Origin of the sequence: Pseudomonas sp. RIT-PI-q, from assembly GCF_001297125.1 — a bacterium.
In the GTDB taxonomy this organism is placed as follows: Bacteria; Pseudomonadota; Gammaproteobacteria; order Pseudomonadales; family Pseudomonadaceae; genus Aquipseudomonas.
Genome location: NZ_LHPC01000007.1, coordinates 59,989 through 79,708, shown reverse-complemented (window position 1 = coordinate 79,708; position 19,720 = coordinate 59,989). Strand labels below are relative to the sequence as shown.

Here is a 19,720-nt window from a genome sequence, read left to right as displayed (position 1 = left end):
AGCAAGAAGCGCGTTATGCAGCTGGTTCGAGGCCTCCACAATCTGCGCCCCCAGCATCGGGGCTGTGTCGCCACTATTGGCAACTTTGACGGTGTTCACCGTGGCCACCAGGCTATCCTGGCGAGGCTGCGTGAGCGTGCAATCGAGTTGGGCGTGCCCAGCTGCGTGGTGATTTTCGAGCCGCAGCCCCGGGAGTTTTTTGCACCCGACACGGCACCCGCTCGCTTGGCCCGTCTGCGAGACAAATTGCAGCTGCTGGCCGAGGAAGGTGTCGACCGGGTCTTGTGCCTGGCGTTCAACCAGCGCTTGAGCAAGCTCAGCGCCAGTGAATTCGTCGATACGATTCTGGTGGACGGCCTCGGCGTGCAGCACCTGGAGGTCGGTGACGACTTCCGGTTCGGTTGTGACCGGGTTGGGGATTTCGATTTCCTGCAACAGGCCGGCGTCCTTCAGGGCTTTACCGTGGAAGCGGCGCAAACCGTCGAGCTGGACGGCATTCGCGTCAGCAGCACCCAGGTCCGCAATGCCCTGGCCGCTGCCGATTTTGCCTTGGCCGAACGCTTGCTCGGTCGTCCGTTCCGGATTGCCGGGCGGGTGCTGCATGGCCAGAAGCTGGCGCGCCAACTGGGTACGCCAACCGCCAACATACAACTCAAGCGTCGTCGCGTGCCGTTGTCCGGGGTTTACCTGGTCAATGTCGACATCGACGGCAAGACCTGGCCAGGCGTCGCCAATATCGGCGTGCGGCCCACGGTCCAAGGTGATGGCAAAGCCCACCTGGAAGTACACCTTTTAGATTTTGCCGGCGATCTGTATGACCGGCGTTTGACGGTGGTTTTCCACCACAAGCTGCGTGAAGAGCAGCGTTTCGCCTCTCTGGAGGCGCTTAAGACGGCGATCAATGCGGATGTTGCCGCCGCCCGTGCCCTGTCGCACCTAGCGCCAATCGCTAATGAAGAGCCTTAAATGACCGACTATAAAGCCACGCTAAACCTTCCGGACACCGCCTTCCCAATGAAGGCCGGCCTGCCTCAGCGCGAACCGCAGATTCTGCAGCGCTGGGACAGCATTGGCCTGTACGGTAAGTTGCGCGAGATTGGCAAGGATCGTCCGAAGTTCGTACTTCACGACGGTCCTCCGTACGCCAACGGCACGATTCACATCGGTCATGCGCTGAACAAGATTCTCAAGGACATGATCATCCGCTCGAAGACCCTGTCGGGTTTCGACGCGCCGTATGTGCCGGGCTGGGACTGCCATGGTCTGCCGATCGAGCATAAAGTCGAAGTGACCCACGGCAAGAACCTGGGCGCGGACAAGACCCGCGAACTGTGCCGTGCCTACGCCACCGAGCAGATCGAAGGCCAGAAGTCCGAATTCATCCGTCTGGGCGTGTTGGGCGACTTTGCCAACCCGTACAAGACCATGGACTTCAAGAACGAGGCCGGTGAAATCCGTGCCCTGGCGGAAATCGTCAAAGGCGGTTTCGTCTTCAAAGGCTTGAAGCCTGTGAACTGGTGCTTCGACTGCGGTTCGGCCCTGGCTGAAGCAGAAGTCGAGTACGAGAACAAGAAGTCCTCGACCATCGACGTGGCGTTCCCGATAGCCGATGAAGCCAAACTGGCTGCCGCTTTCGGTCTGCCGTCGCTGGGCAAGCCTGCTTCGATCGTGATCTGGACCACCACCCCGTGGACCATCCCGGCCAACCAGGCGCTGAACGTTCACCCGGAGTTCAACTACGCCCTGGTCGACGTCGGCGACAAGTTGCTGGTGCTGGCTGAAGAGCTGGTCGAGTCGTGCCTGGCGCGTTACAGCCTGGAAGGTTCGGTCATCGCGACCACCACCGGTAAAGAGCTGGAGCTGATCAACTTCCGTCACCCGTTCTACGATCGCCTGTCGCCGGTTTACCTGGCCGACTACGTCGAACTGGGCGCTGGCACCGGCGTCGTTCACTCCTCGCCGGCCTACGGCGTAGACGACTTCGTGACCTGCAAGAAGTACGGCATGGTCAACGATGACATCATCAATCCGGTGCAAAGCAACGGCGTTTACGTACCGTCGCTGGAGTTCTTCGGCGGCCAGTTCATCTGGAAAGCCAACCCGGCCATCGTCGACAAGTTGACCGAAGTCGGTGCGCTGCTGCACACCAGCATCATTGAACACAGCTACATGCACTGCTGGCGTCACAAGACCCCGCTGATCTACCGCGCCACCGCGCAGTGGTTCATCGGCATGGACAAACAGCCTGAGACCGGCGAAACCCTGCGCAAGCGGGCGATCAAAGCCATCGAAGAGACCAAGTTCGTCCCGGCCTGGGGCCAGGCGCGCCTGCACTCGATGATCGCCAACCGTCCGGACTGGTGCATCTCCCGCCAGCGTAACTGGGGCGTGCCGATTCCGTTCTTCCTGAACAAGGAAAGCGGCGAACTGCATCCACGTACCGCCGAGCTGATGGAAGAAGTCGCCAAGCGCGTCGAAGTCGAAGGCATCGAAGCCTGGTTCAAGATGGACGCTGCCGAGTTGCTCGGTGACGAAGCGCCACAGTACGACAAGATCAGCGACACCCTGGACGTCTGGTTCGATTCGGGCACCACGCACTGGCACGTCCTGCGCGGTTCGCACCCGATGGGCCACGAGAGCGGTCCACGCGCCGACCTGTACCTGGAAGGTTCGGACCAACACCGTGGCTGGTTCCACTCGTCGCTGCTGACCGGTTGCGCCATCGACAATCACGCGCCGTACCGCGAGTTGCTGACTCACGGCTTCACCGTCGATGAGTCCGGCCGCAAGATGTCCAAATCCTTGGGCAACGTGATCGCGCCGCAAAAAGTCAACGACACCCTGGGCGCCGACATCATGCGTCTGTGGGTTGCCTCCACCGATTATTCGGGTGAAATGGCGGTTTCCGAACAGATCCTGCAACGCAGTGCGGACGCCTACCGGCGTATCCGTAACACCGCGCGCTTCCTGCTCTCCAACCTGACCGGTTTCAACCCGGCCACCGACATCCTGCCGGCCGAAGAAATGCTCGCGCTGGACCGTTGGGCCGTGGACCGTACCCTGTTGCTGCAACGCGAGCTGCAAGAGCACTACGGCGAATACCGCTTCTGGAACGTCTACTCCAAGATCCACAACTTCTGCGTGCAGGAGCTGGGCGGTTTCTACCTCGACATCATCAAGGACCGTCAGTACACCACTGGCGCCAACAGCAAGGCGCGCCGTTCGGCGCAAACCGCGCTGTACCACATCAGTGAAGCGCTGGTGCGCTGGATCGCGCCGATCCTCGCGTTCACCGCCGACGAACTGTGGGAATACCTGCCGGGCGAGCGTAACGAATCGGTGATGCTCAACACCTGGTACGAAGGCCTGAGCGAGCTGCCGGAAGGCGTCGAGCTGGACCGCGCCTACTGGGAGCGGATCATGGCGGTGAAGGTTGCGGTCAACAAGGAAATGGAAATCCAGCGCGCGGCCAAGGCCGTCGGTGGCAACCTGCAAGCCGAAGTGACGCTGTTCGCCGAAGAATCGCTGAGCGCCGACCTGGCCAAGCTGAGCAACGAACTGCGCTTCGTGCTGATCACCTCGACCGCTACCGTTGCGCCGTTTGTACAGGCGCCAGCCGATGCCGTGGTCACCGAAGTCAGCGGCCTGAAGCTGCAAATCGTCAAGTCGGCCTTCCCTAAGTGCGCCCGTTGCTGGCACTGCCGTGAAGACGTCGGCGTGAACCCGGAGCATCCGGAAATCTGCGGTCGTTGCGTCGACAACATCAGCGGCACGGGCGAGGTTCGTCACTATGCCTAATGCGGCTGGCCGTTTCGGACGGCTGAGCTGGCTCTGGTTGAGTTTGCTGGTCCTGGTCATCGACCAGGCCAGCAAGTTCTACTTCGAAGGCAAGCTCGCGATGTACCAGCAGATCGTGGTGATCCCCGATTATTTCAGCTGGACCCTGGCCTACAACACCGGCGCAGCGTTCAGCTTCCTGGCCGACAGCTCCGGCTGGCAGCGCTGGTTGTTTGCCCTGATCGCCGTAGTGGTCAGTGCGGTGCTGGTGGTGTGGCTCAAGCGTCTGGGGCGCAACGAAACCTGGCTGGCCGTCGCTTTGGCGCTGGTGCTGGGTGGCGCGCTGGGCAATCTGTATGACCGCATTGCCCTGGGCCATGTGATCGATTTCATCCTGGTGCATTGGCAGAACCGCTGGTATTTCCCGGCGTTCAACTTTGCTGACAGCGCTATTACTGTCGGCGCCGTGATGCTTGCACTGGATATGTTCAAAAGTAAGAAAACCGGAGAAGCCGTTCATGACTGAACAGGTATTGGCTGAGCAACGCATCCGCCAGAACACGGAAGTCACCTTGCATTTTGCACTGCGCCTGGAGAACGGCGACACCGTCGACAGCACCTTCGACAAAGCGCCGGCGACCTTCAAGGTCGGCGACGGCAACCTGTTGCCAGGTTTCGAAGCGGCACTGTTCGGCTTCAAGGCTGGCGACAAGCGTACGCTGACGATTCAGCCGGAAAACGCCTTTGGCCAGCCTAACCCGCAGAACGTACAGATCATCCCGCGCTCGCAATTCAAGGACATGGAACTGTCGCCAGGCTTGCTGGTGATCTTCAACGATGCGGCGAATACTGAGCTGCCGGGTGTGGTGAAAGAGTTCGATGACGAGCAAGTGACCATCGACTTCAACCATCCGTTGGCCGGCAAAACCTTGACCTTTGACGTCGAGATCATCAACGTCAAATCGCTGTAACTGACCCAACCGGCTCGCGATAACATACGTTTTTCCGAATCTACGCGGTGCCCTGTAGGAGCGAGCTTGCTCGCGATGATCGTTAACGGTAACGCGTTCTTCCTGAATTAACGCGGTGTCCTGACGTCCATCGCGAGCAAGCTCGCTCCTACACAGGGCAAGACACGAGGCACAGCATGCAAATCAAACTCGCCAACCCCCGTGGCTTCTGCGCCGGCGTGGACCGGGCGATCGAAATCGTCAACCGCGCCCTGGAAGTCTTCGGGCCGCCGATCTACGTGCGCCACGAAGTGGTCCACAACAAATTCGTCGTCGAAGACCTGCGCGCTCGCGGGGCGATCTTCGTCGAGGAACTGGATCAGGTGCCGGACGACGTCATCGTGATCTTCAGTGCCCACGGCGTTTCCCAGGCCGTACGTACCGAAGCTGCCGGTCGTGGCTTGAAAGTGTTCGACGCGACGTGCCCGCTGGTGACCAAGGTGCACATCGAAGTCGCGCGCTATAGCCGCGACGGGCGTGAATGCATCCTCATCGGCCACGCCGGTCATCCGGAAGTCGAAGGCACCATGGGCCAGTACGATGGCAGTAATGGTGGCGCGATTTACCTGGTCGAAGACGAGAAAGACGTTGCGGCATTGCAGGTCCACAACCCTGAAAAACTGGCGTTCGTGACCCAGACTACTTTGTCCATGGACGACACCAGCCGCGTCATCGATGCCCTGCGTTCACGCTTCCCGGCGATCGGTGGTCCGCGCAAGGACGACATCTGCTACGCCACGCAAAACCGTCAGGACGCGGTCAAGCAACTGGCCGACGAATGCGACGTGGTGTTGGTGGTCGGCAGCCCGAACAGCTCCAACTCCAATCGCCTGCGTGAACTCGCCGAGCGCATGGCCACCCCGGCCTACCTGATCGACGGCGCCGAAGACCTGCAAAAGAGCTGGTTCGACGGTGTCGAGCGCATCGGCATCACCGCTGGTGCCTCCGCACCGGAAGTCCTGGTGCGTGGCGTGATCCAGCAGTTGCAGGCGTGGGGCGCTACCGGTGCCGATGAATTGGCCGGTCGCGAGGAAAACATCACGTTCTCCATGCCTAAAGAGTTACGGGTCCGCTCGCTGCTCTGAGTTTTTTCCTCCCTCGCATAACGCCTGTGCAGTTTTCTTGCTGCGCAGGCTGACGCGGCCGCTTGAGGCCAGCACCACCTGGAGCTGACTCACCGCTTCACGGGATGCGCAAATGTGCAATGTCCCCGATTGAAAGCCACCGTGCAGCGGTTCGCCGAGATGGCTGAATCGTACGGAAGTCCTGACATGTTGATTACCGACAGTCGGCACCCGAGCACTGCTCTGGCGTTCGATCAGTAGCGGATTGCTGCTGTCCTCATGCCCCTTGCCGCTGATATCCAGAATGATTCGCCAGCCCTGGCCCCAGTCGTCGTTTATCCCGTGAACGACAACGGTCTGATTACGCGTGATCGCTTCGCTCCTGGCACTGCGCAGACCACTGACAAGAGACGCCGCTGCTTCCTCGCGATGGTTCGATTCCGTGAGCGTTGCGAACGCCGGACTGACCAGTAGCAGAACAATCCCGGCAATTGTCAGTCCCATGAGCAGTTCGATCACGCTGAAACCTTGCTGATGCATGACATTTCCTTCCCTGGAATGCAGTGGCCCGCGCGATCCGTGCGCGAGTAACGGCAAAACAACCGGACATCTGCCGGTCGAATGCTCTAGCGTGTAGAAGCAGGTATAGCCGACGGCAACGGAGGGCACCGATGGAACATCGTACAAAAGGTTTCTCGTTGATCGAGTTGCTGGTCACGCTCGCGGTGTTTCTGATCCTGATCACCCTGGCTGTCCCGGCGTTTACCCGTTCGGTGCAAAGCACCAAGGCCGACACCGAGGTCGGTGATCTGCAACGGGGTCTGAATTTCGCCCGCCTGGAAGCGATCGACCGAGGGATCACTACCCGGATTCGTCCAACAGCGGGCGGCAGCGTCTGGACCGGGGAACTCACGGTTTATGACGGTACTGGCAATCCGGCGAATGTATTGCGGGTTGTTCCATCGATGAGCAGCGGCGCGACTCTGACGCTAACCTCAGGAGTGACCGCCATCGATTTCAATAATCTGGGGGGCTTGTCGGCACCGTCCACGGCGGTGGTGATCAGCTATGTACTGGGGGCGCAAAGCAGGACGCTGAATGTGTGTTTGAACGGACGAGTTCTATTGGGTGGAAGTTGCGGATGAGGGGATGGAGCAAGCGTGCACAGGAAGGCATGACGCTGATCGAAGTCTTGGTCGCGTTAGTGATTCTTAGCGTTGGGCTGTTGGGGGCGGCGGCGATTCAGCTGAATGCGCTGAAGTACACCGACAGCTCGCGGATGACCAGCCAGGCGAGTTTTATCGCCTACGACATGATGGACCGCATTCGCGCCAACTCCGGCGCCGACTACACCGTCACGCCTCCCACCTCGGGCAACCTGAGCGTCGCCCGGGATCAGGATCTCTACGACTTCACCAGCAACATCGTCAATTCCCTCGGCGCGACCGCGACAGGTAGCGTCGCGCTCAATCAGCGTGTGTACACCATCACCATTACCTGGGACGACTCGCGGGCCGCCAACGTCGCCAATTCCCGTCGCACCTTCGTCCTGACCAGTCGTGCCACCGTCGACCCGGTGTCGACACCATGAAGCGGCTCAATAGCGGTTTCGGCCTGATCGAACTGCTGATCGCCCTGGCGTTGAGCCTGATCGTGGTACTGGGCGTGGCGCAGGTTTTTATCGCGGCGAAGAACACCTACGTTAGCCAGAACACGGCCGCCAGCATGCAGGAAGATGCGCGTTTCGTGCTGAGCAAGATGATTCAGGAAATCCGCATGGTGGGCATGTTCGGCTGCCTGGGGACGATCACTGACGCCAGTGCGACGGGTGATTTCAATGCCAACCAGATAACGCCGATCAACTGGGATAACGCCAATCTCAAGCTCACGCTGGTGAGCGCCGATGTCGGTGGCAGTGGCGGGGCGCCGACCCGGGCTGTGGGTTCCGATCGCCGAAATACGGCGACGGCCCATACCGGCGTGCGGGGGCCCGCGACAGGGCAGCAGGCGGTTGCGATCCGGCGACTGATCTACAGTCTGAAAAACGGACAACTGACAATGGGAGCCGGCAGCGGCACGCCAACCCAATTTGTGCTGGTAGACAACGTCAGTGCCTTCAATGTGAGCTTCGGCCTCGCCAGTTCGACCACCGATACGGCCGCCTCCAGTTACAGCACCAACCCTTCCGATCCGGCACGTATTCGTAGCGTGCGCCTGACATTGACCCTCACGGACCCGAACAACCGGGTGCGCAATCAAACCTTCAACGTGGTTGCCGCTTTGCGCAACCGATTGCCATGAGGGGAGGGCCGATGAAATTATCCTCCATGACGTCTCACTCCCAGCGCGGCATGGCCCTGCTAGTCAGCCTGGTGTTTCTGCTATTGCTGACGCTGATCGGCATTTCATCCATGCAGAACGCCACCCTGCAGGAAAAAATGGCGGGCAGCGTGACCCTGCGCAACCAGTCTTTCCAGAGCGCCGAAGCGGCATTGCGCATTGGCGAAAGTGCGGTGCAAGTGGACACCTACACGTTGCCGGTCTGCAGCGGCACCAGCCAATGTGCGCCGCCGGCCGAGTCATCTTCAATCGCCGCTGCCGGGTTCAATTCCACCTCGGGGGTGACCTGGATCGCCGCCGGCACCGGTTTTTACGGAGTACAGAATATCGGCACCACCCTGACCGCCGTGAATGTGCCGAGCAATACCTCGGCAACGCTGTATCGAGTGACCGCCGTGGGTTTTCCGGGCACCTCGCGCAATTCACGCAGTGTGGTGGAGAGTATTTATGCGAAGTACTAAGACGCGCGCCGGGTGGTGGCCGCTGCTGTGTGGGGCGCTTTTGGGGCTGTACCTGTCGGCTCCGGCCTATGCCTTCACGCCGTCGGATTCTCCGTTGTTGAGCGCCGCGGCCGTTGCGCCGAACGTGATGCTATTGATCGATGACTCGGGGAGCATGAACAACATCATTTGGGCGCCGGGTTTCAATTCCGCGGCCAACTGGCCACAGATAGCGATTTGCAACTCCAACTTGTCGTGTCTAGGCGGTCAGAACCTGGACATGAGTGATACCAATATTTTGTTGTCGAGCCTCAATCGTGGAGGTTGCTCGACCAATGGCAACTGGTATGGTTTTTATCGTGGTTTTTTGGGCCTGTCATCGATCTGCCTGAAGCTGCCCGACCCGGTAGGCAATGAAAACACTCGTTACACGGCTGATTACCTGTCTTATCTGGTGGGCCTGGCCAACGGTTCGAACCGGGATTTCACCACCGGGGCCAACGCGATTCCCAACGAATACCGGATCAGCGTCGCACAGGATGTATCCACCAGCCTGGTCTCCAGCAATCGCGCGTTGCGCATTGGCCTGGCGACGTTCAATCCACCGACGAGCAGCAACTCCGGCGGTGGCGGCTTCATCGCCCGATCGATCAGCGATCTTTCACCGGTCAGCGGCAGCGTCACTCAGGCCCAGGCTGACAGCAATTACAACAATCTGCTTGCCTCCATCAACGCCTTGAGCGCCATCGCCAACACGCCGCTGGCGGAAACCTACTACGAAATAAACCGCTATTTCCGGGGGCTGGCGCCGTTCTACAACTCGACCCCGACGACGTACACCAGCCCGATTCAGTACCGCTGCCAGAAAAACTACGGTGTGGTGATCACCGATGGCTTGCCGACCTTCGACCGGACTTTTCCCACGACCGATCCGCTGGGTGGTGCTCGTCTGCCGAACTGGGATGGCGTGAACAACGATGGCGACAACCTCAACGGTGACGGAGAAGGCGATACGCTGTATCTGGACGACATCGCCAAGTTTGCCTTCGACATCGACATGCGCTCCACAGGAACCGATCTGGCCGGCAAAAGCTGGAATGCGGCGGATTTTCCCAAGCAAAATATGAACACCTACACCGTGGGTTTTACCGCCGCGAATCAGATGTTGTCGGATGCCGCCAATTACGGGCAGGGCAAGTATTACCAGGCCACCGACAGCATTGGCCTCAACACCGCGTTGTCATCTGCCCTGAGTGATATCACCTCCAAGGCCGGCTCCGGGGGCAGCGGCACCACCAGCAGCTCGATCATCGTTGCCGGCTCCGCCTATTACCAGACCAGCTATGACCCCAAGGACTGGCGCGGCACCATTAAATCCTATGGCTTCTCCTCCAATGGCGCGGTGAATACTGCCTCGGTACTCTGGAGCACCGACACGGCCATCGTGCCCGCCGCCACGGCCCCGGGCTACCAATCCTGGAACACCCTGACTAATGCCCCTATAACCCTCGCTTACAGCAATTTCGCCCCGGCGCAGCAGACGACGTTGAGTCAGAGTTTGCCCACCGGCATTACCGGCAGTGATCTAGTGGAATGGAGCAAGGGCACCAACAAAACCGGATTGAAAGTGCGCAACGTGTTGCTCGGCGACATCATCAATTCGCCCCTGGTGCTTGCATCACCCGCAGAAAAAACCGCCTCCGACCTGATCGGTGACACCAGCTACAGCACTTACCTGGCCACCAAAGCCACCAACATGAGTGCCAGTCTGGTGGTCAACGCCAACGATGGCTTTGTCAGCGTCATCAACTCGGCCAACGGTGCCCGGCGTTATGCCTACATGCCGTCCAGTGTGCTGCCATCGCTGCGCAATATCGCCGATATCGCCTACATCAACGGTGTCAGCCACAAGTTTCTGGTCGACGGTCAGGTCGGGGTGTTCGATGCCCAGCTCAACAGTGCCTGGAAAACCCTGGCACTGGGCGGGACCGGCGCAGGCGGCAAGACGTTTTACGCGTTGCAGTTGTTCGACGCCTCGGCCGGTAACGTGACCAAGGCGCTGTGGGAAATCACTGCGCCGACCACGGCAAATACGGCCAACGTTTTCAATGATCTGGGTTATGCCTACGCCCGCCCGGAAGTGGCACGCTTGGCCGACGGTCGATGGGCAGCGTTCATCTCCAACGGCTACGGCAGTAACTCCGGGGTGGCGGCGCTGTATGTCGTGGATATTCGTGACGGTTCGCTGATCAAGAAAATCGTGGTCGACAGCACCGAAACCACTAACGGCTTGTCCTCGGTAAAGCTCAAGGTCAACTCGCAGAATGTGGTGCAGGCCGCCTATGGTGGCGACTTGAAAGGGCGGCTCTGGAAGTTTGATTTGAGCGGTATCACCACGGACACCTGGGGCGTGGCGTTTTCCGGCAAACCGTTGTTTACCACCGCAGGCGGCGCGACCCAGCCGATCACGGTGCAGCCGGTGCTGGCGGACAATCCACTGGGCGGTAAGGTGGTGTTTTTTGGCACCGGCAAGTTCAACGAAACCGCCGACAAGACCAGCAAGGATTTGCAGGCGTTCTATGCCGTGTGGGACGCGAACGGTGGCGCCGGGCAGATCACCACCTCCAGTTTGCAGGCCCAGGCAGTGACGGGAGTGTTGTCGAGCAGCTCGGGACAAATCATTACCACCAGCCAGAACGAAGTGACCTATCCGGCGGAGAAAGGCTGGTACTTGCCTCTGGTCTACAACAGCGTATTGACCGGTGAGCGGGTGATCAATCAGGCCTCATTGGTACTGGGCCGGATCGTCTTCACCACCGCGATCGTGGACACCACCGACCCGTGCGCGAGCTTTGGCACCGGCAAACTGGTCGAACTGGATGCGTTCAGCGGTAAGATGCTCAACTACGCGGTGCTCGATACCACTGGCGATGGTTTGATCGACAGCACCGACACGATTTCCAGCGGGGTGGTTTTCACGGGGGGGATTCCGATCGTGAACGCCATCGTCGACGGTGGCACCGGCAAGATCGTGGGCGATACCAGCGGCGCGGTGAGCAGGCTGGTTGAAAAGGGCGGCGGCGGCAGCCGTCGCATCATGTGGCGACAAATACAGTAAGTGAGAGTTGAGGCATGCGCAGAACCAACCGAGGTTTTACCCTGATCGAAATCATGATCGTGATTGCGATCATCGGGATCGTCATTACCATTGGCTACCCGAGCCTCACCGAGTACGTGAAAAAGGGTCGCCGCACCGAAGTCGCCGGCCTGCTCTCCGAACAGGCACAGCTCCTTGAGCGCTTCTATTCGAAAAACAACGTCTACACCAATGCCACCGGGCTGAGCACTGGCAATGACTTCTACACCATTACCCCGACCCTGACCGACCAGACCTTCCTGCTGACGGCAGTGCGCAAGTCTGGCACCGCCATGACAACAGACAAGTGTGGCGATTTCACCATCACCAACACGGGTGTCCGGAGCATGGCCAATGCAACGAGCGGTCTGACGAGCAAGGATTGCTGGGGTCGCTGAGTTCCTTTTTCGGGCGCTTTTTGCGCCTCTGTCCATTTAACGGTTGGATCAAAACATGACCAGGCAACAGCAAGTGGTGATTGTCGGCGGCGGGGTGATTGGGCTGCTGACGGCGTTCAACCTGGCGTCCGAAGTGCAGAGCGTTGTGCTGCTGGATCGTTCGAACGTCGGTCAGGAGTCGTCATGGGCGGGTGGCGGTATCGTTTCGCCGCTATATCCGTGGCGTTATAGCCCGGCGGTTACCGCGCTGGCGCATTGGTCTCAGGATTTTTATCCACAGCTGGGCGAGCGACTGTTTGCAGCAACCGGCGTCGATCCTGAAGTGCACACTACCGGCTTGTATTGGCTGGATCTGGATGATGAAGCCGAGGCGCTGGCCTGGGCAGAACGGGAAAACCGGCCGTTGCGGGCTGTGGATATCTCGGCGGCGCACGACGCCGTTCCCGTGCTGGGTGGCGGTTTTTCCCGGGCAATCTACATGGCCGATGTGGCCAACGTGCGCAATCCACGGCTGGTGAAATCGCTCAAGGCTGCTTTGCTGGCACTGCCGAACGTGACGATCCATGAACAGTGCGAAGTCAGCGGGTTTATCCGCGAAGGTGCTGCGGTGGTCGGGGTGCAGACCTCGGCGGGTGCCATTCATGGTGATCAGGTGGTGCTGACTGCGGGGGCCTGGAGCGGTGACCTGCTCAAAAAACTGGGCTTGGAACTGCCGGTCGAACCGGTGAAAGGGCAGATGATTCTCTACAAATGCGCGGCGGATTTTCTGCCGAGCATGGTTCTGGCGAAGGGGCGTTATGCGATTCCTCGGCGCGACGGGCACATTCTGATTGGCAGTACGCTGGAGCATGAAGGTTTCGACAAGACCCCGACTGAGCCTGCGCTGGAGAGCCTGAAAGCGTCGGCGGTCGAGTTGATACCCGCGCTGGCGGATGCTGAGGTGGTTGGACATTGGGCCGGATTGCGGCCGGGTTCGCCGGAAGGGATTCCCTATATCGGTCAGGTTCCAGGGTTTGAAGGGTTGTGGCTCAATTGCGGGCATTACCGGAACGGGTTGGTGTTGGCGCCGGCGTCGTGTCAGTTGTTCGCGGATGTGATGTTGGGTAGGGAACCGATAATTGATCCTGCGCCGTATGCGCCGAGTGGGCGGATCTAGCCGCAACACTTTCGGCGTTGGTTAGATCGCCTTCGCGGGCAAGCCTCGCTCCTACAGTGGCATACGGCATCAAAGCTGTAGGCGCGAGGCTTGCCCGCGAAGAGGCCCTCAATCCAAGCCCAATTTCTTCAACCTGTAGCGCATCGACCGAAACGACAAATTCAACCGCTGAGCCGCCGCCGTGCGATTCCAACGGGTTTCTTCCAGCGCCTGGAGGATGAGTTTGCGTTCGACGTTTTCCAGATAGTCTTCCAGGTTGTCGATCTGCGTCAGGTCCGGCACACCCCCTTCCGGGTTGCAGTTACCCTCGGCCAGTCGCAGGTCGCTGGCCTCGATTTGTTTGTTCTCGCACAACGTATGAGCCCGTTCAAGCATGTTTTCCAGTTCCCGCACGTTGCCCGGAAAGCGATAGCTTTTCAGCGCGTCCAGCGCTTGTGGGTGGAGTTTTGCGGCGGGTTGGCCGGTGGCGGCGGCCAGGCGGTTGAGCATATGGTTGGCCAAGGTCTCAATGTCGTCCCGGCGCTCGCGCAAGGACGGCACCCGTAGCTCGATCACATTCAACCGGTAGTACAAATCCTGGCGAAAGCGTTCGGCGGCCACTTCGCCATCGAGGTCTTTGTGCGTGGCGCAGAGGATGCGTACATCGACCACGATTTCCTGCTGGCCGCCGACACTGCGTACGGCTTTCTCCTGGATCGCCCTGAGTAGTTTGACCTGCATCGCCAGTGGTAAATCAGCCACTTCGTCGAGGAACAGAGTGCCGCCGTTCGCTGCCTGGAAAAGCCCGGGTTTATCTTCAAAGGCACCGCTGAAGCTGCCTTTGCGATGCCCGAAAAACTCGCTTTCCATCAACTCTGACGGGATCGCCCCGCAGTTGACCGGGATAAACGGTTGCTTGGCGCGCGGCCCTTGCTCGTGGATCAGTCGGGCAACCAACTCCTTGCCGCTGCCGGATTCGCCGCTGATGTAGACCGGCGCCTGGCTGCGGGCCAGTTTGTCGATGTGTTTACGCAGGCTACGCATGGGCAATGAATCGCCCAGCAACCGCCGATCGATGGAAGTGCCGGAGCAGCCCGCCGTGGGTAAACGCAGGGCGCTGCTGACCAGTTCCCGCAGGCGAGTGAGGTCGACCGGTTTGGTCAGGAAGTCGAAGGCACCCGCCTTAAGGGCGTTGATCGCTATTTCCAGGCTGCCATAGGCGGTGATCATTGCCACGGGTAGGTGAGGGTGGCGTTGCTGGATGTAGTGCACCAGTTCAAGGCCGGTGCCATCCGGCAGGCGCATGTCGGTCAGGCACAGATCGAACGTCTCCCGCGTCAGCAGGGCCTGGGCTTCGCCGAGGTTGCGGGCACTGAAGGTCTCGAGTTTCATCCGTCCCAGGGTGATTTCCAGGAGTTCGCGGATATCCGGTTCGTCGTCGACGATCAGGACTTTTTGCCGTGAGCTAGTGTTCAACTTTGTTTCCGTCCGTGAGCAAAGGTGATACGAAAGCAGCCGCCGCCTTGGCGTGGTTTGAAGTCTAGGCGGGCCTGGTTGCTTTCGCACAGCTCACGGGACAGATACAGCCCCAGGCCAGTGCCTTGGGTGCTGGTGGTGAAGAAGGGTTCGAACAGGTGCGCCTGATGGTCCAGTGCCACGCCGGGTCCATTGTCGAGGATCTCAAGGACTGGCAGCTGGCTGTCGGGATCGACAAACAACTCGAGCCTGACCTGCGCCGGGTCGTGGCTCAGGGCGCTATGGCGCCAGGCGTTGCGTACCAGATTGTCGAGAATCTGCGTCAGCTGGTTCGGATCCATCAAGGTCTTGAAGTCTCCCGAGCCTATACGCAAGTGAACCTGCTGACCTTCGGTCGCCCGCTCGCGGGTTTCGGCGACGAACTGTTCCAGCCACGGCTTCAGATCGAGCCTTTGCGGCACGGTTTGCTCGCGGCGGGACAGTTGCAGGACATTTTCGATTACCCGATTCATTCGCTGAGAGTGGTCTTGAACAATTTGTGTCAGACGTCGATCCGCGCCGTTCAGTTCCTCTGATTCTTGTAATAGCTGCGCGGCATGACTAATGGCGCCCAGTGGATTGCGGATTTCATGGGCGATGCCGGCGGTCAGACGGCCGAGGGCAGCAAGTTTCAGCTGCTGGGCGGGTTGAGCGATTTGCGCGAGGGCTTCGAGAAACACCAGGGGCTGGTGGTGTGGGCGTTGGTCCAGCGCGATGAAACTCGGCTGCAGTTCCAGGCCGCTGTGGGCGACTTTCAGGCTCTGGGGGCGCAACGTGGGGTTGTTGAGCCACGGTTCCAGGCGTTCGACCAGGGTGGGTGAGTGGTCATCGATCAGTTGACCTTCGAGGCGGTCGCGTCCCAGCAGGGTCAAGGCACTGTGGGGGGCCAGTTGACCCCGCCGCTGGTCGTCGAGGACCAGGATGCCGGTGCGCATGCGTTGCAGGATCAGTGCGTTGAGGGCTTCAAGTCCGACGACTTCACTGGCCCGCTGTTCGGCCAGGGTTTCGCTGACTTCCAGGCGTCGCATCAGGCCTTGCACCAGCAATGCCGCGGCAAAACACAGGGCGCCGAGCGTACCGACCTGGAGATAGTCATTGGGGCTGGCGGGATGGTTGAAGCTCAGGAGGAAGCTCGAGCCGACGATGCCGATCGCACCGATGGCGGCAATCAGCAGGCCGATGGAGCGTCGCAACAAGGTGTTGCCTATGGCCACCGATACAATCAGCAGGTTGCCGATGGCGCTGGCCACACCGCCGGCGGCGTAGAACAGGCCGCACAGGAGCAGTACGTCGATCAGCGCGAGGGTAAACAGTTGCGTGGGGCGTCGAGTGTCTTCGAGGAAGACCACCAGCAGGATATTCAGCACCAGGTACAGCCAGCTGCCATTGCGCAGCAAGATGTCATTGGCGGACGTCAGCAACTGGTTGTCCATGTTGCTGGAGATCAGCAGCACCAGGGTGATGCCGATGCTTAATCGGTAAAGATGATAAAGGCGCAGCAGTCGCTGCGCCCGTGTGCTGCCGGGACGGGACGTCTCAGCGATCACTGGTGCCCGGGCCTTGCTCAAGATGAGCCTGGCTGCAATACCACTGTTGTTGAAGGTTTAGCGCGCGGTCGCGGGGCAGGTGGACGCCGCAATGGGCGCAGCGGACCATCGGTGCTGCTTCCAGTTCGGCAGAGGACTTGGGCACGGACGCCTGGCCCTTGAACTTGCGCCAGAACCATACTGCAGCGGCAATCAGGGCGATCCAGAACAATAAACGAAGCATGATGAGCTGCTTTTTAGCTAATGATCAGCCAGTTTAGCCGGGGGAGATGGCAGGCGCACAGCGAATATAATATGTAGGAGCGAGCTTGCTCGCGATGGACGTTAACGATAACGCGTGTCTTCTGAAGAAACGCGTTGCCCTCAAGTCCATCGCGAGCAAGCTCGCTCCTACAGGGGCGGCATGTGTCAGTCGAACACACCGAAGGTCATGTAGCTGAACCACGAGCGGTCGCTGTTGTTGCCTTCCGCTTCGTGATTCTCTTCTTCGATCACGTCGCCATTTTGATCTTTAGGCTTGAGATCGCTCGGGATCGCGTCCTTCGCATCCTGGAACTGCTTCTGCACATCCTGGTTGGCGCGGGTTTCGCCCGGCGGCAGCGGCGGACGGGATTCGATCAGGCCCAGGGTCGCCTTGCTCAACCACGAACGGTTGTCGGCTTCGGCTACCGATGGCACGAACTGACCGTCCACCAGGCTTGGGTGGTTCGGGTAGTTGAGCTTCAGGGTTTCCAGGCTGGTGGCCGCCAGGTCATCGAGGTGCAGACGCTGGTAAGCCTCGGTCATCACCGCCAGGCCGTCACCGACCGAAGGGGTTTCCTGGAAGTTTTCCACCACATAACGACCACGGTTCGCGGCAGCGACATAGGCCTGACGAGTCAGGTAGTAGTCGGCAACGTGAATCTCGTAGGCGGCCAGCAGGTTGCGCAAGTAGATCATGCGCTGCTTGGCGTCTGGTGCGTAACGGCTGTTCGGGAAGCGACTGGTCAGCTGGGCGAACTCGTTGTAGGAGTCGCGAGCGGCACCCGGGTCACGCTTGGTCATGTCCAGCGGCAGGAAGCGCGCCAACAGGCCAACGTCCTGATCGAACGAGGTCAGGCCCTTGAGGTAGTAGGCGTAATCCACGTTCGGGTGCTGCGGGTGCAGGCGAATGAAACGCTCGGCAGCGGACTTCGCAGCCTCTGGCTCGGTGTTCTTGTAGTTGGCGTAGATGAGCTCGAGTTGAGCCTGATCGGCGTAGCGGCCGAACGGATAACGCGACTCCAGCGCTTTCAGCTTGGCTGTGGCGGCAGTGTAGCTATTATTGTCGAGATCTTGCTGAGCCTGCTGGTACAGCTCGACTTCGCTAAGGTTTTCGTCTACGACTTCCTTCGATGAGCAAGCAGCGGTCAATGCGAGGATGGCGATCAGCAGCAGGTGTTTCACTTGCATGGCGGCTTGCGTCCCTATGACGGCCGCTGTCTTGGGCGGGGCCGTCCTGTTATGATGAGCGCCCCGTTGAATAGCCTCGGGGCAAAAGACGCCGTATTTAACCACAAGCGCGCAGCCGAAACCAAAGGCTGTGCCGACGCCTAGTCTGAGCATGTCCGATAAAATTGAACTTCGCGCAGAGGTGCCGTCCGAATTGGGCGGCCAACGCCTCGATCAAGTCGCCGCACAATTATTCGCTGAGCACTCGCGCTCGCGCCTTTCCGCCTGGATCAAAGACGGCCGCCTGACTGTGGATGGGGCGGTTATCCGCCCGCGAGACATCGTTCACGGTGGCGCCATTCTTGAACTGACTGCCGAGCAGGAAGCTCAGGGCGAATGGATCGCTCAAGACATCGAGCTGGACATCGTCTATGAAGACGACGACATCCTGGTGATCAACAAGCCTGCGGGCCTGGTGGTGCACCCGGCTGCCGGTCATGCCGATGGCACCTTGCTCAACGCCTTGCTGCACCACGTGCCGGACATTATCAATGTGCCCCGCGCCGGTATCGTGCATCGTCTGGACAAGGACACCACCGGTCTGATGGTGGTGGCCAAGACCATTCAAGCTCAGACGCAACTGGTCACTCAGTTGCAGAGCCGTAGCGTCAGCCGGATCTACGAGTGCATCGTGATTGGCGTGGTGACTGCCGGTGGCAAGATCAACGCGCCGATCGGTCGTCATGGCCAGCAACGCCAGCGCATGGCCGTGATGGAAGGGGGCAAGCAAGCCGTCAGCCATTACCGCGTGCTCGAGCGTTTCCGCTCCCACACTCACGTGCGGGTGAAGCTGGAAACCGGTCGTACGCACCAGATTCGTGTGCACATGGCGCACATCAACTACCCGTTGGTCGGAGATCCTGCCTATGGCGGACGTTTCCGCATCCCGCCGGCAGCCAGTGTGACCATGGTCGAATCGTTGAAGGCGTTCCCGCGTCAGGCACTGCATGCGCGGTTCCTGGAGCTGGATCACCCGACCACCGGTAAACGCATGAGCTGGGAATCGCCGTTGCCGGACGATTTCGTCTGGTTGCTGACCCTGCTCAAGCAAGACCGTGAGGCGTTCATCGGATGAGTGACTGGCTAATTCCCGACTGGCCTGCGCCTGCCGGGGTGAAAGCCTGCGTCACCACCCGAGCGGGCGGCGTCAGTCTGGCGCCGTTCGACAGCCTCAACCTCGGCGATCATGTCGACGACAGCCCTGAAGCCGTCGCCGAAAATCGCCGTCGCCTCACCGATCATTTCTCTATTCAACCGGCCTGGTTGCAGCAGGTTCACGGCATCGTCGTGGCTCATGCAGAACCGGGCCGGGTGGCCACTGCCGACGCCAGCTGGACGGCAACGCCCGGTATCGCCTGCGCGGCGATGACTGCCGACTGCTTGCCGGCGCTGTTCTGTGACCGCGCCGGCACTCGCGTCGCGGCGGCCCATGCCGGTTGGCGCGGGTTGGCGGCGGGTGTGCTGGAAGCCACCCTCGACAGCCTGGCCGTGGCACCGTCCGAGGTGCTGGTCTGGCTCGGCCCGGCCATTGGCCCGCAAGCGTTTGAAGTCGGCCCGGAAGTGCGCGAAACGTTCGTCCAGCAACAGCCTGAAGCCGGCAACGCCTTTTTGCCCAGCGCCAATGCTGGCAAATTCATGGCTGACATCTATCAGCTGGCGCGTTTGCGCCTGGCCGCTCGCGGTGTAACTGCCGTTTACGGTGGCGGTTTCTGTACCGTGACCGATCCGCGCTTCTTTTCCTTCCGCCGCAGCCCAAAAACCGGCCGATTCGCCTCCCTTATCTGGCTCGAACGCTAGACTTCTCTGATCTACATCAACTCTACCGCGCTTGAAACTCCCAGAATCGACCACATCTAAGTGATATCTGGCAGGTTTCTTCATTCAGGAT

19 protein-coding genes are annotated in these 19,720 nt (G+C 60.1%); 14 read left to right on the top strand and 5 right to left on the bottom strand.

Translation table 11 applies throughout. From position 1 onward, the window contains the following. Positions 1-15: 15 nt before the first annotated feature. From ribF to ispH, 5 genes are all read left to right on the top strand, one after another. On the top strand, positions 16-966 hold the full coding sequence (ribF, locus tag AEQ67_RS00580) for a bifunctional riboflavin kinase/FAD synthetase (protein ID WP_059402005.1): 951 nt from the start codon (positions 16-18) through the stop codon (positions 964-966). Next, a complete protein-coding gene (ileS, locus tag AEQ67_RS00575; protein WP_059402004.1) occupies positions 967-3,798 on the top strand; it encodes an isoleucine--tRNA ligase in 2,832 nt (943 codons plus the stop codon). It abuts the gene before it with no gap. Further along, the gene (gene lspA / locus AEQ67_RS00570; protein ID WP_059402003.1) at positions 3,791-4,303 is read left to right on the top strand and encodes a signal peptidase II; all 513 of its coding nucleotides are present in this window, start codon (positions 3,791-3,793) and stop codon (positions 4,301-4,303) included. The genes ileS and lspA overlap by 8 nt, the downstream gene beginning before the upstream one ends. A 7-nt stretch (positions 4,304-4,310) precedes the next feature. Further along, positions 4,311-4,748, top strand: coding sequence for an FKBP-type peptidyl-prolyl cis-trans isomerase (fkpB, locus tag AEQ67_RS00565; RefSeq protein WP_177333623.1), 438 nt, complete (start codon positions 4,311-4,313; stop codon positions 4,746-4,748). 176 nt (positions 4,749-4,924) lie between these two features. Further along, a complete protein-coding gene (gene ispH, locus AEQ67_RS00560) occupies positions 4,925-5,872 on the top strand; it encodes a 4-hydroxy-3-methylbut-2-enyl diphosphate reductase (RefSeq protein ID WP_059402001.1) in 948 nt (315 codons plus the stop codon). Here ispH and AEQ67_RS00555 read toward each other — a convergent pair. Then, positions 5,849-6,391 (bottom strand): GspH/FimT family pseudopilin, encoded by a 543-nt coding sequence (locus AEQ67_RS00555; RefSeq protein ID WP_059402000.1) that lies wholly within the window; start codon positions 6,389-6,391, stop codon positions 5,849-5,851. The two genes, ispH and AEQ67_RS00555, sit on opposite strands and share 24 nt — an antisense overlap. A gap of 131 nt (positions 6,392-6,522) precedes the next feature. Between AEQ67_RS00555 and AEQ67_RS00550 the strand changes: the two genes are divergently transcribed. Genes AEQ67_RS00550 through thiO form a run of 7 tightly spaced genes read left to right on the top strand, consistent with a single transcriptional unit; the run spans position 6,523 to position 13,321 of the window. After that, positions 6,523-6,996 (top strand): GspH/FimT family pseudopilin, encoded by a 474-nt coding sequence (locus tag AEQ67_RS00550; protein ID WP_059401999.1) that lies wholly within the window; start codon positions 6,523-6,525, stop codon positions 6,994-6,996. Continuing rightward, positions 6,993-7,442 (top strand): type IV pilus modification protein PilV, encoded by a 450-nt coding sequence (pilV, locus tag AEQ67_RS00545; RefSeq protein WP_059401998.1) that lies wholly within the window; start codon positions 6,993-6,995, stop codon positions 7,440-7,442. The genes AEQ67_RS00550 and pilV overlap by 4 nt, the downstream gene beginning before the upstream one ends. Continuing rightward, entirely contained in the window at positions 7,439-8,152 is a 714-nt protein-coding gene (locus tag AEQ67_RS00540) for a PilW family protein (protein WP_059401997.1), read from the top strand. Before pilV ends, AEQ67_RS00540 begins: the two co-directional genes overlap by 4 nt. Before the next feature lie 11 nt (positions 8,153-8,163). After that, positions 8,164-8,652, top strand: a complete 489-nt coding sequence (locus AEQ67_RS00535; RefSeq protein ID WP_059401996.1) for a pilus assembly PilX family protein — start codon at positions 8,164-8,166, stop codon at positions 8,650-8,652. Further along, on the top strand, positions 8,639-11,749 hold the full coding sequence (locus tag AEQ67_RS00530; protein ID WP_059401995.1) for a pilus assembly protein: 3,111 nt from the start codon (positions 8,639-8,641) through the stop codon (positions 11,747-11,749). The genes AEQ67_RS00535 and AEQ67_RS00530 overlap by 14 nt, the downstream gene beginning before the upstream one ends. 14 nt (positions 11,750-11,763) lie before the next feature. Further along, positions 11,764-12,165 carry a type IV pilin protein gene (locus AEQ67_RS00525; protein ID WP_059401994.1) on the top strand — a complete coding sequence of 134 codons (402 nt, stop codon included), beginning with the start codon at positions 11,764-11,766 and terminating at the stop codon, positions 12,163-12,165. A 55-nt stretch (positions 12,166-12,220) separates the two neighbouring features. After that, complete coding sequence (thiO, locus tag AEQ67_RS00520; protein ID WP_059401993.1) at positions 12,221-13,321, top strand: glycine oxidase ThiO; 1,101 nt, start codon at positions 12,221-12,223, stop codon at positions 13,319-13,321. A gap of 108 nt (positions 13,322-13,429) precedes the next feature. Here the strand turns inward: thiO and AEQ67_RS00515 are convergent, their stop codons facing one another. The 4 genes from AEQ67_RS00515 to AEQ67_RS00500 all read right to left on the bottom strand — a co-directional run bounded on the left by AEQ67_RS00515 (position 13,430) and on the right by AEQ67_RS00500 (position 17,793). Beyond that, the gene (locus AEQ67_RS00515) at positions 13,430-14,776 is read right to left on the bottom strand and encodes a sigma-54-dependent transcriptional regulator (RefSeq protein WP_059401992.1); all 1,347 of its coding nucleotides are present in this window, start codon (positions 14,774-14,776) and stop codon (positions 13,430-13,432) included. Beyond that, complete coding sequence (locus tag AEQ67_RS00510) at positions 14,773-16,362, bottom strand: sensor histidine kinase (RefSeq protein WP_059401991.1); 1,590 nt, start codon at positions 16,360-16,362, stop codon at positions 14,773-14,775. Before AEQ67_RS00510 ends, AEQ67_RS00515 begins: the two co-directional genes overlap by 4 nt. After that, positions 16,352-16,585 (bottom strand): PP0621 family protein, encoded by a 234-nt coding sequence (locus AEQ67_RS00505; protein WP_059401990.1) that lies wholly within the window; start codon positions 16,583-16,585, stop codon positions 16,352-16,354. Before AEQ67_RS00505 ends, AEQ67_RS00510 begins: the two co-directional genes overlap by 11 nt. A gap of 185 nt (positions 16,586-16,770) precedes the next feature. Further along, positions 16,771-17,793 carry an outer membrane protein assembly factor BamD gene (locus AEQ67_RS00500; protein ID WP_059401989.1) on the bottom strand — a complete coding sequence of 341 codons (1,023 nt, stop codon included), beginning with the start codon at positions 17,791-17,793 and terminating at the stop codon, positions 16,771-16,773. Between the two features lie 151 nt (positions 17,794-17,944). Between AEQ67_RS00500 and rluD the strand changes: the two genes are divergently transcribed. Together rluD and pgeF are read left to right on the top strand one after the other, a co-directional pair. Next, positions 17,945-18,907 (top strand): 23S rRNA pseudouridine(1911/1915/1917) synthase RluD, encoded by a 963-nt coding sequence (gene rluD, locus AEQ67_RS00495; protein WP_007942311.1) that lies wholly within the window; start codon positions 17,945-17,947, stop codon positions 18,905-18,907. Beyond that, positions 18,904-19,629, top strand: coding sequence for a peptidoglycan editing factor PgeF (gene pgeF / locus AEQ67_RS00490; protein ID WP_059401988.1), 726 nt, complete (start codon positions 18,904-18,906; stop codon positions 19,627-19,629). The genes rluD and pgeF overlap by 4 nt, the downstream gene beginning before the upstream one ends. Positions 19,630-19,720 lie beyond the last annotated feature (91 nt).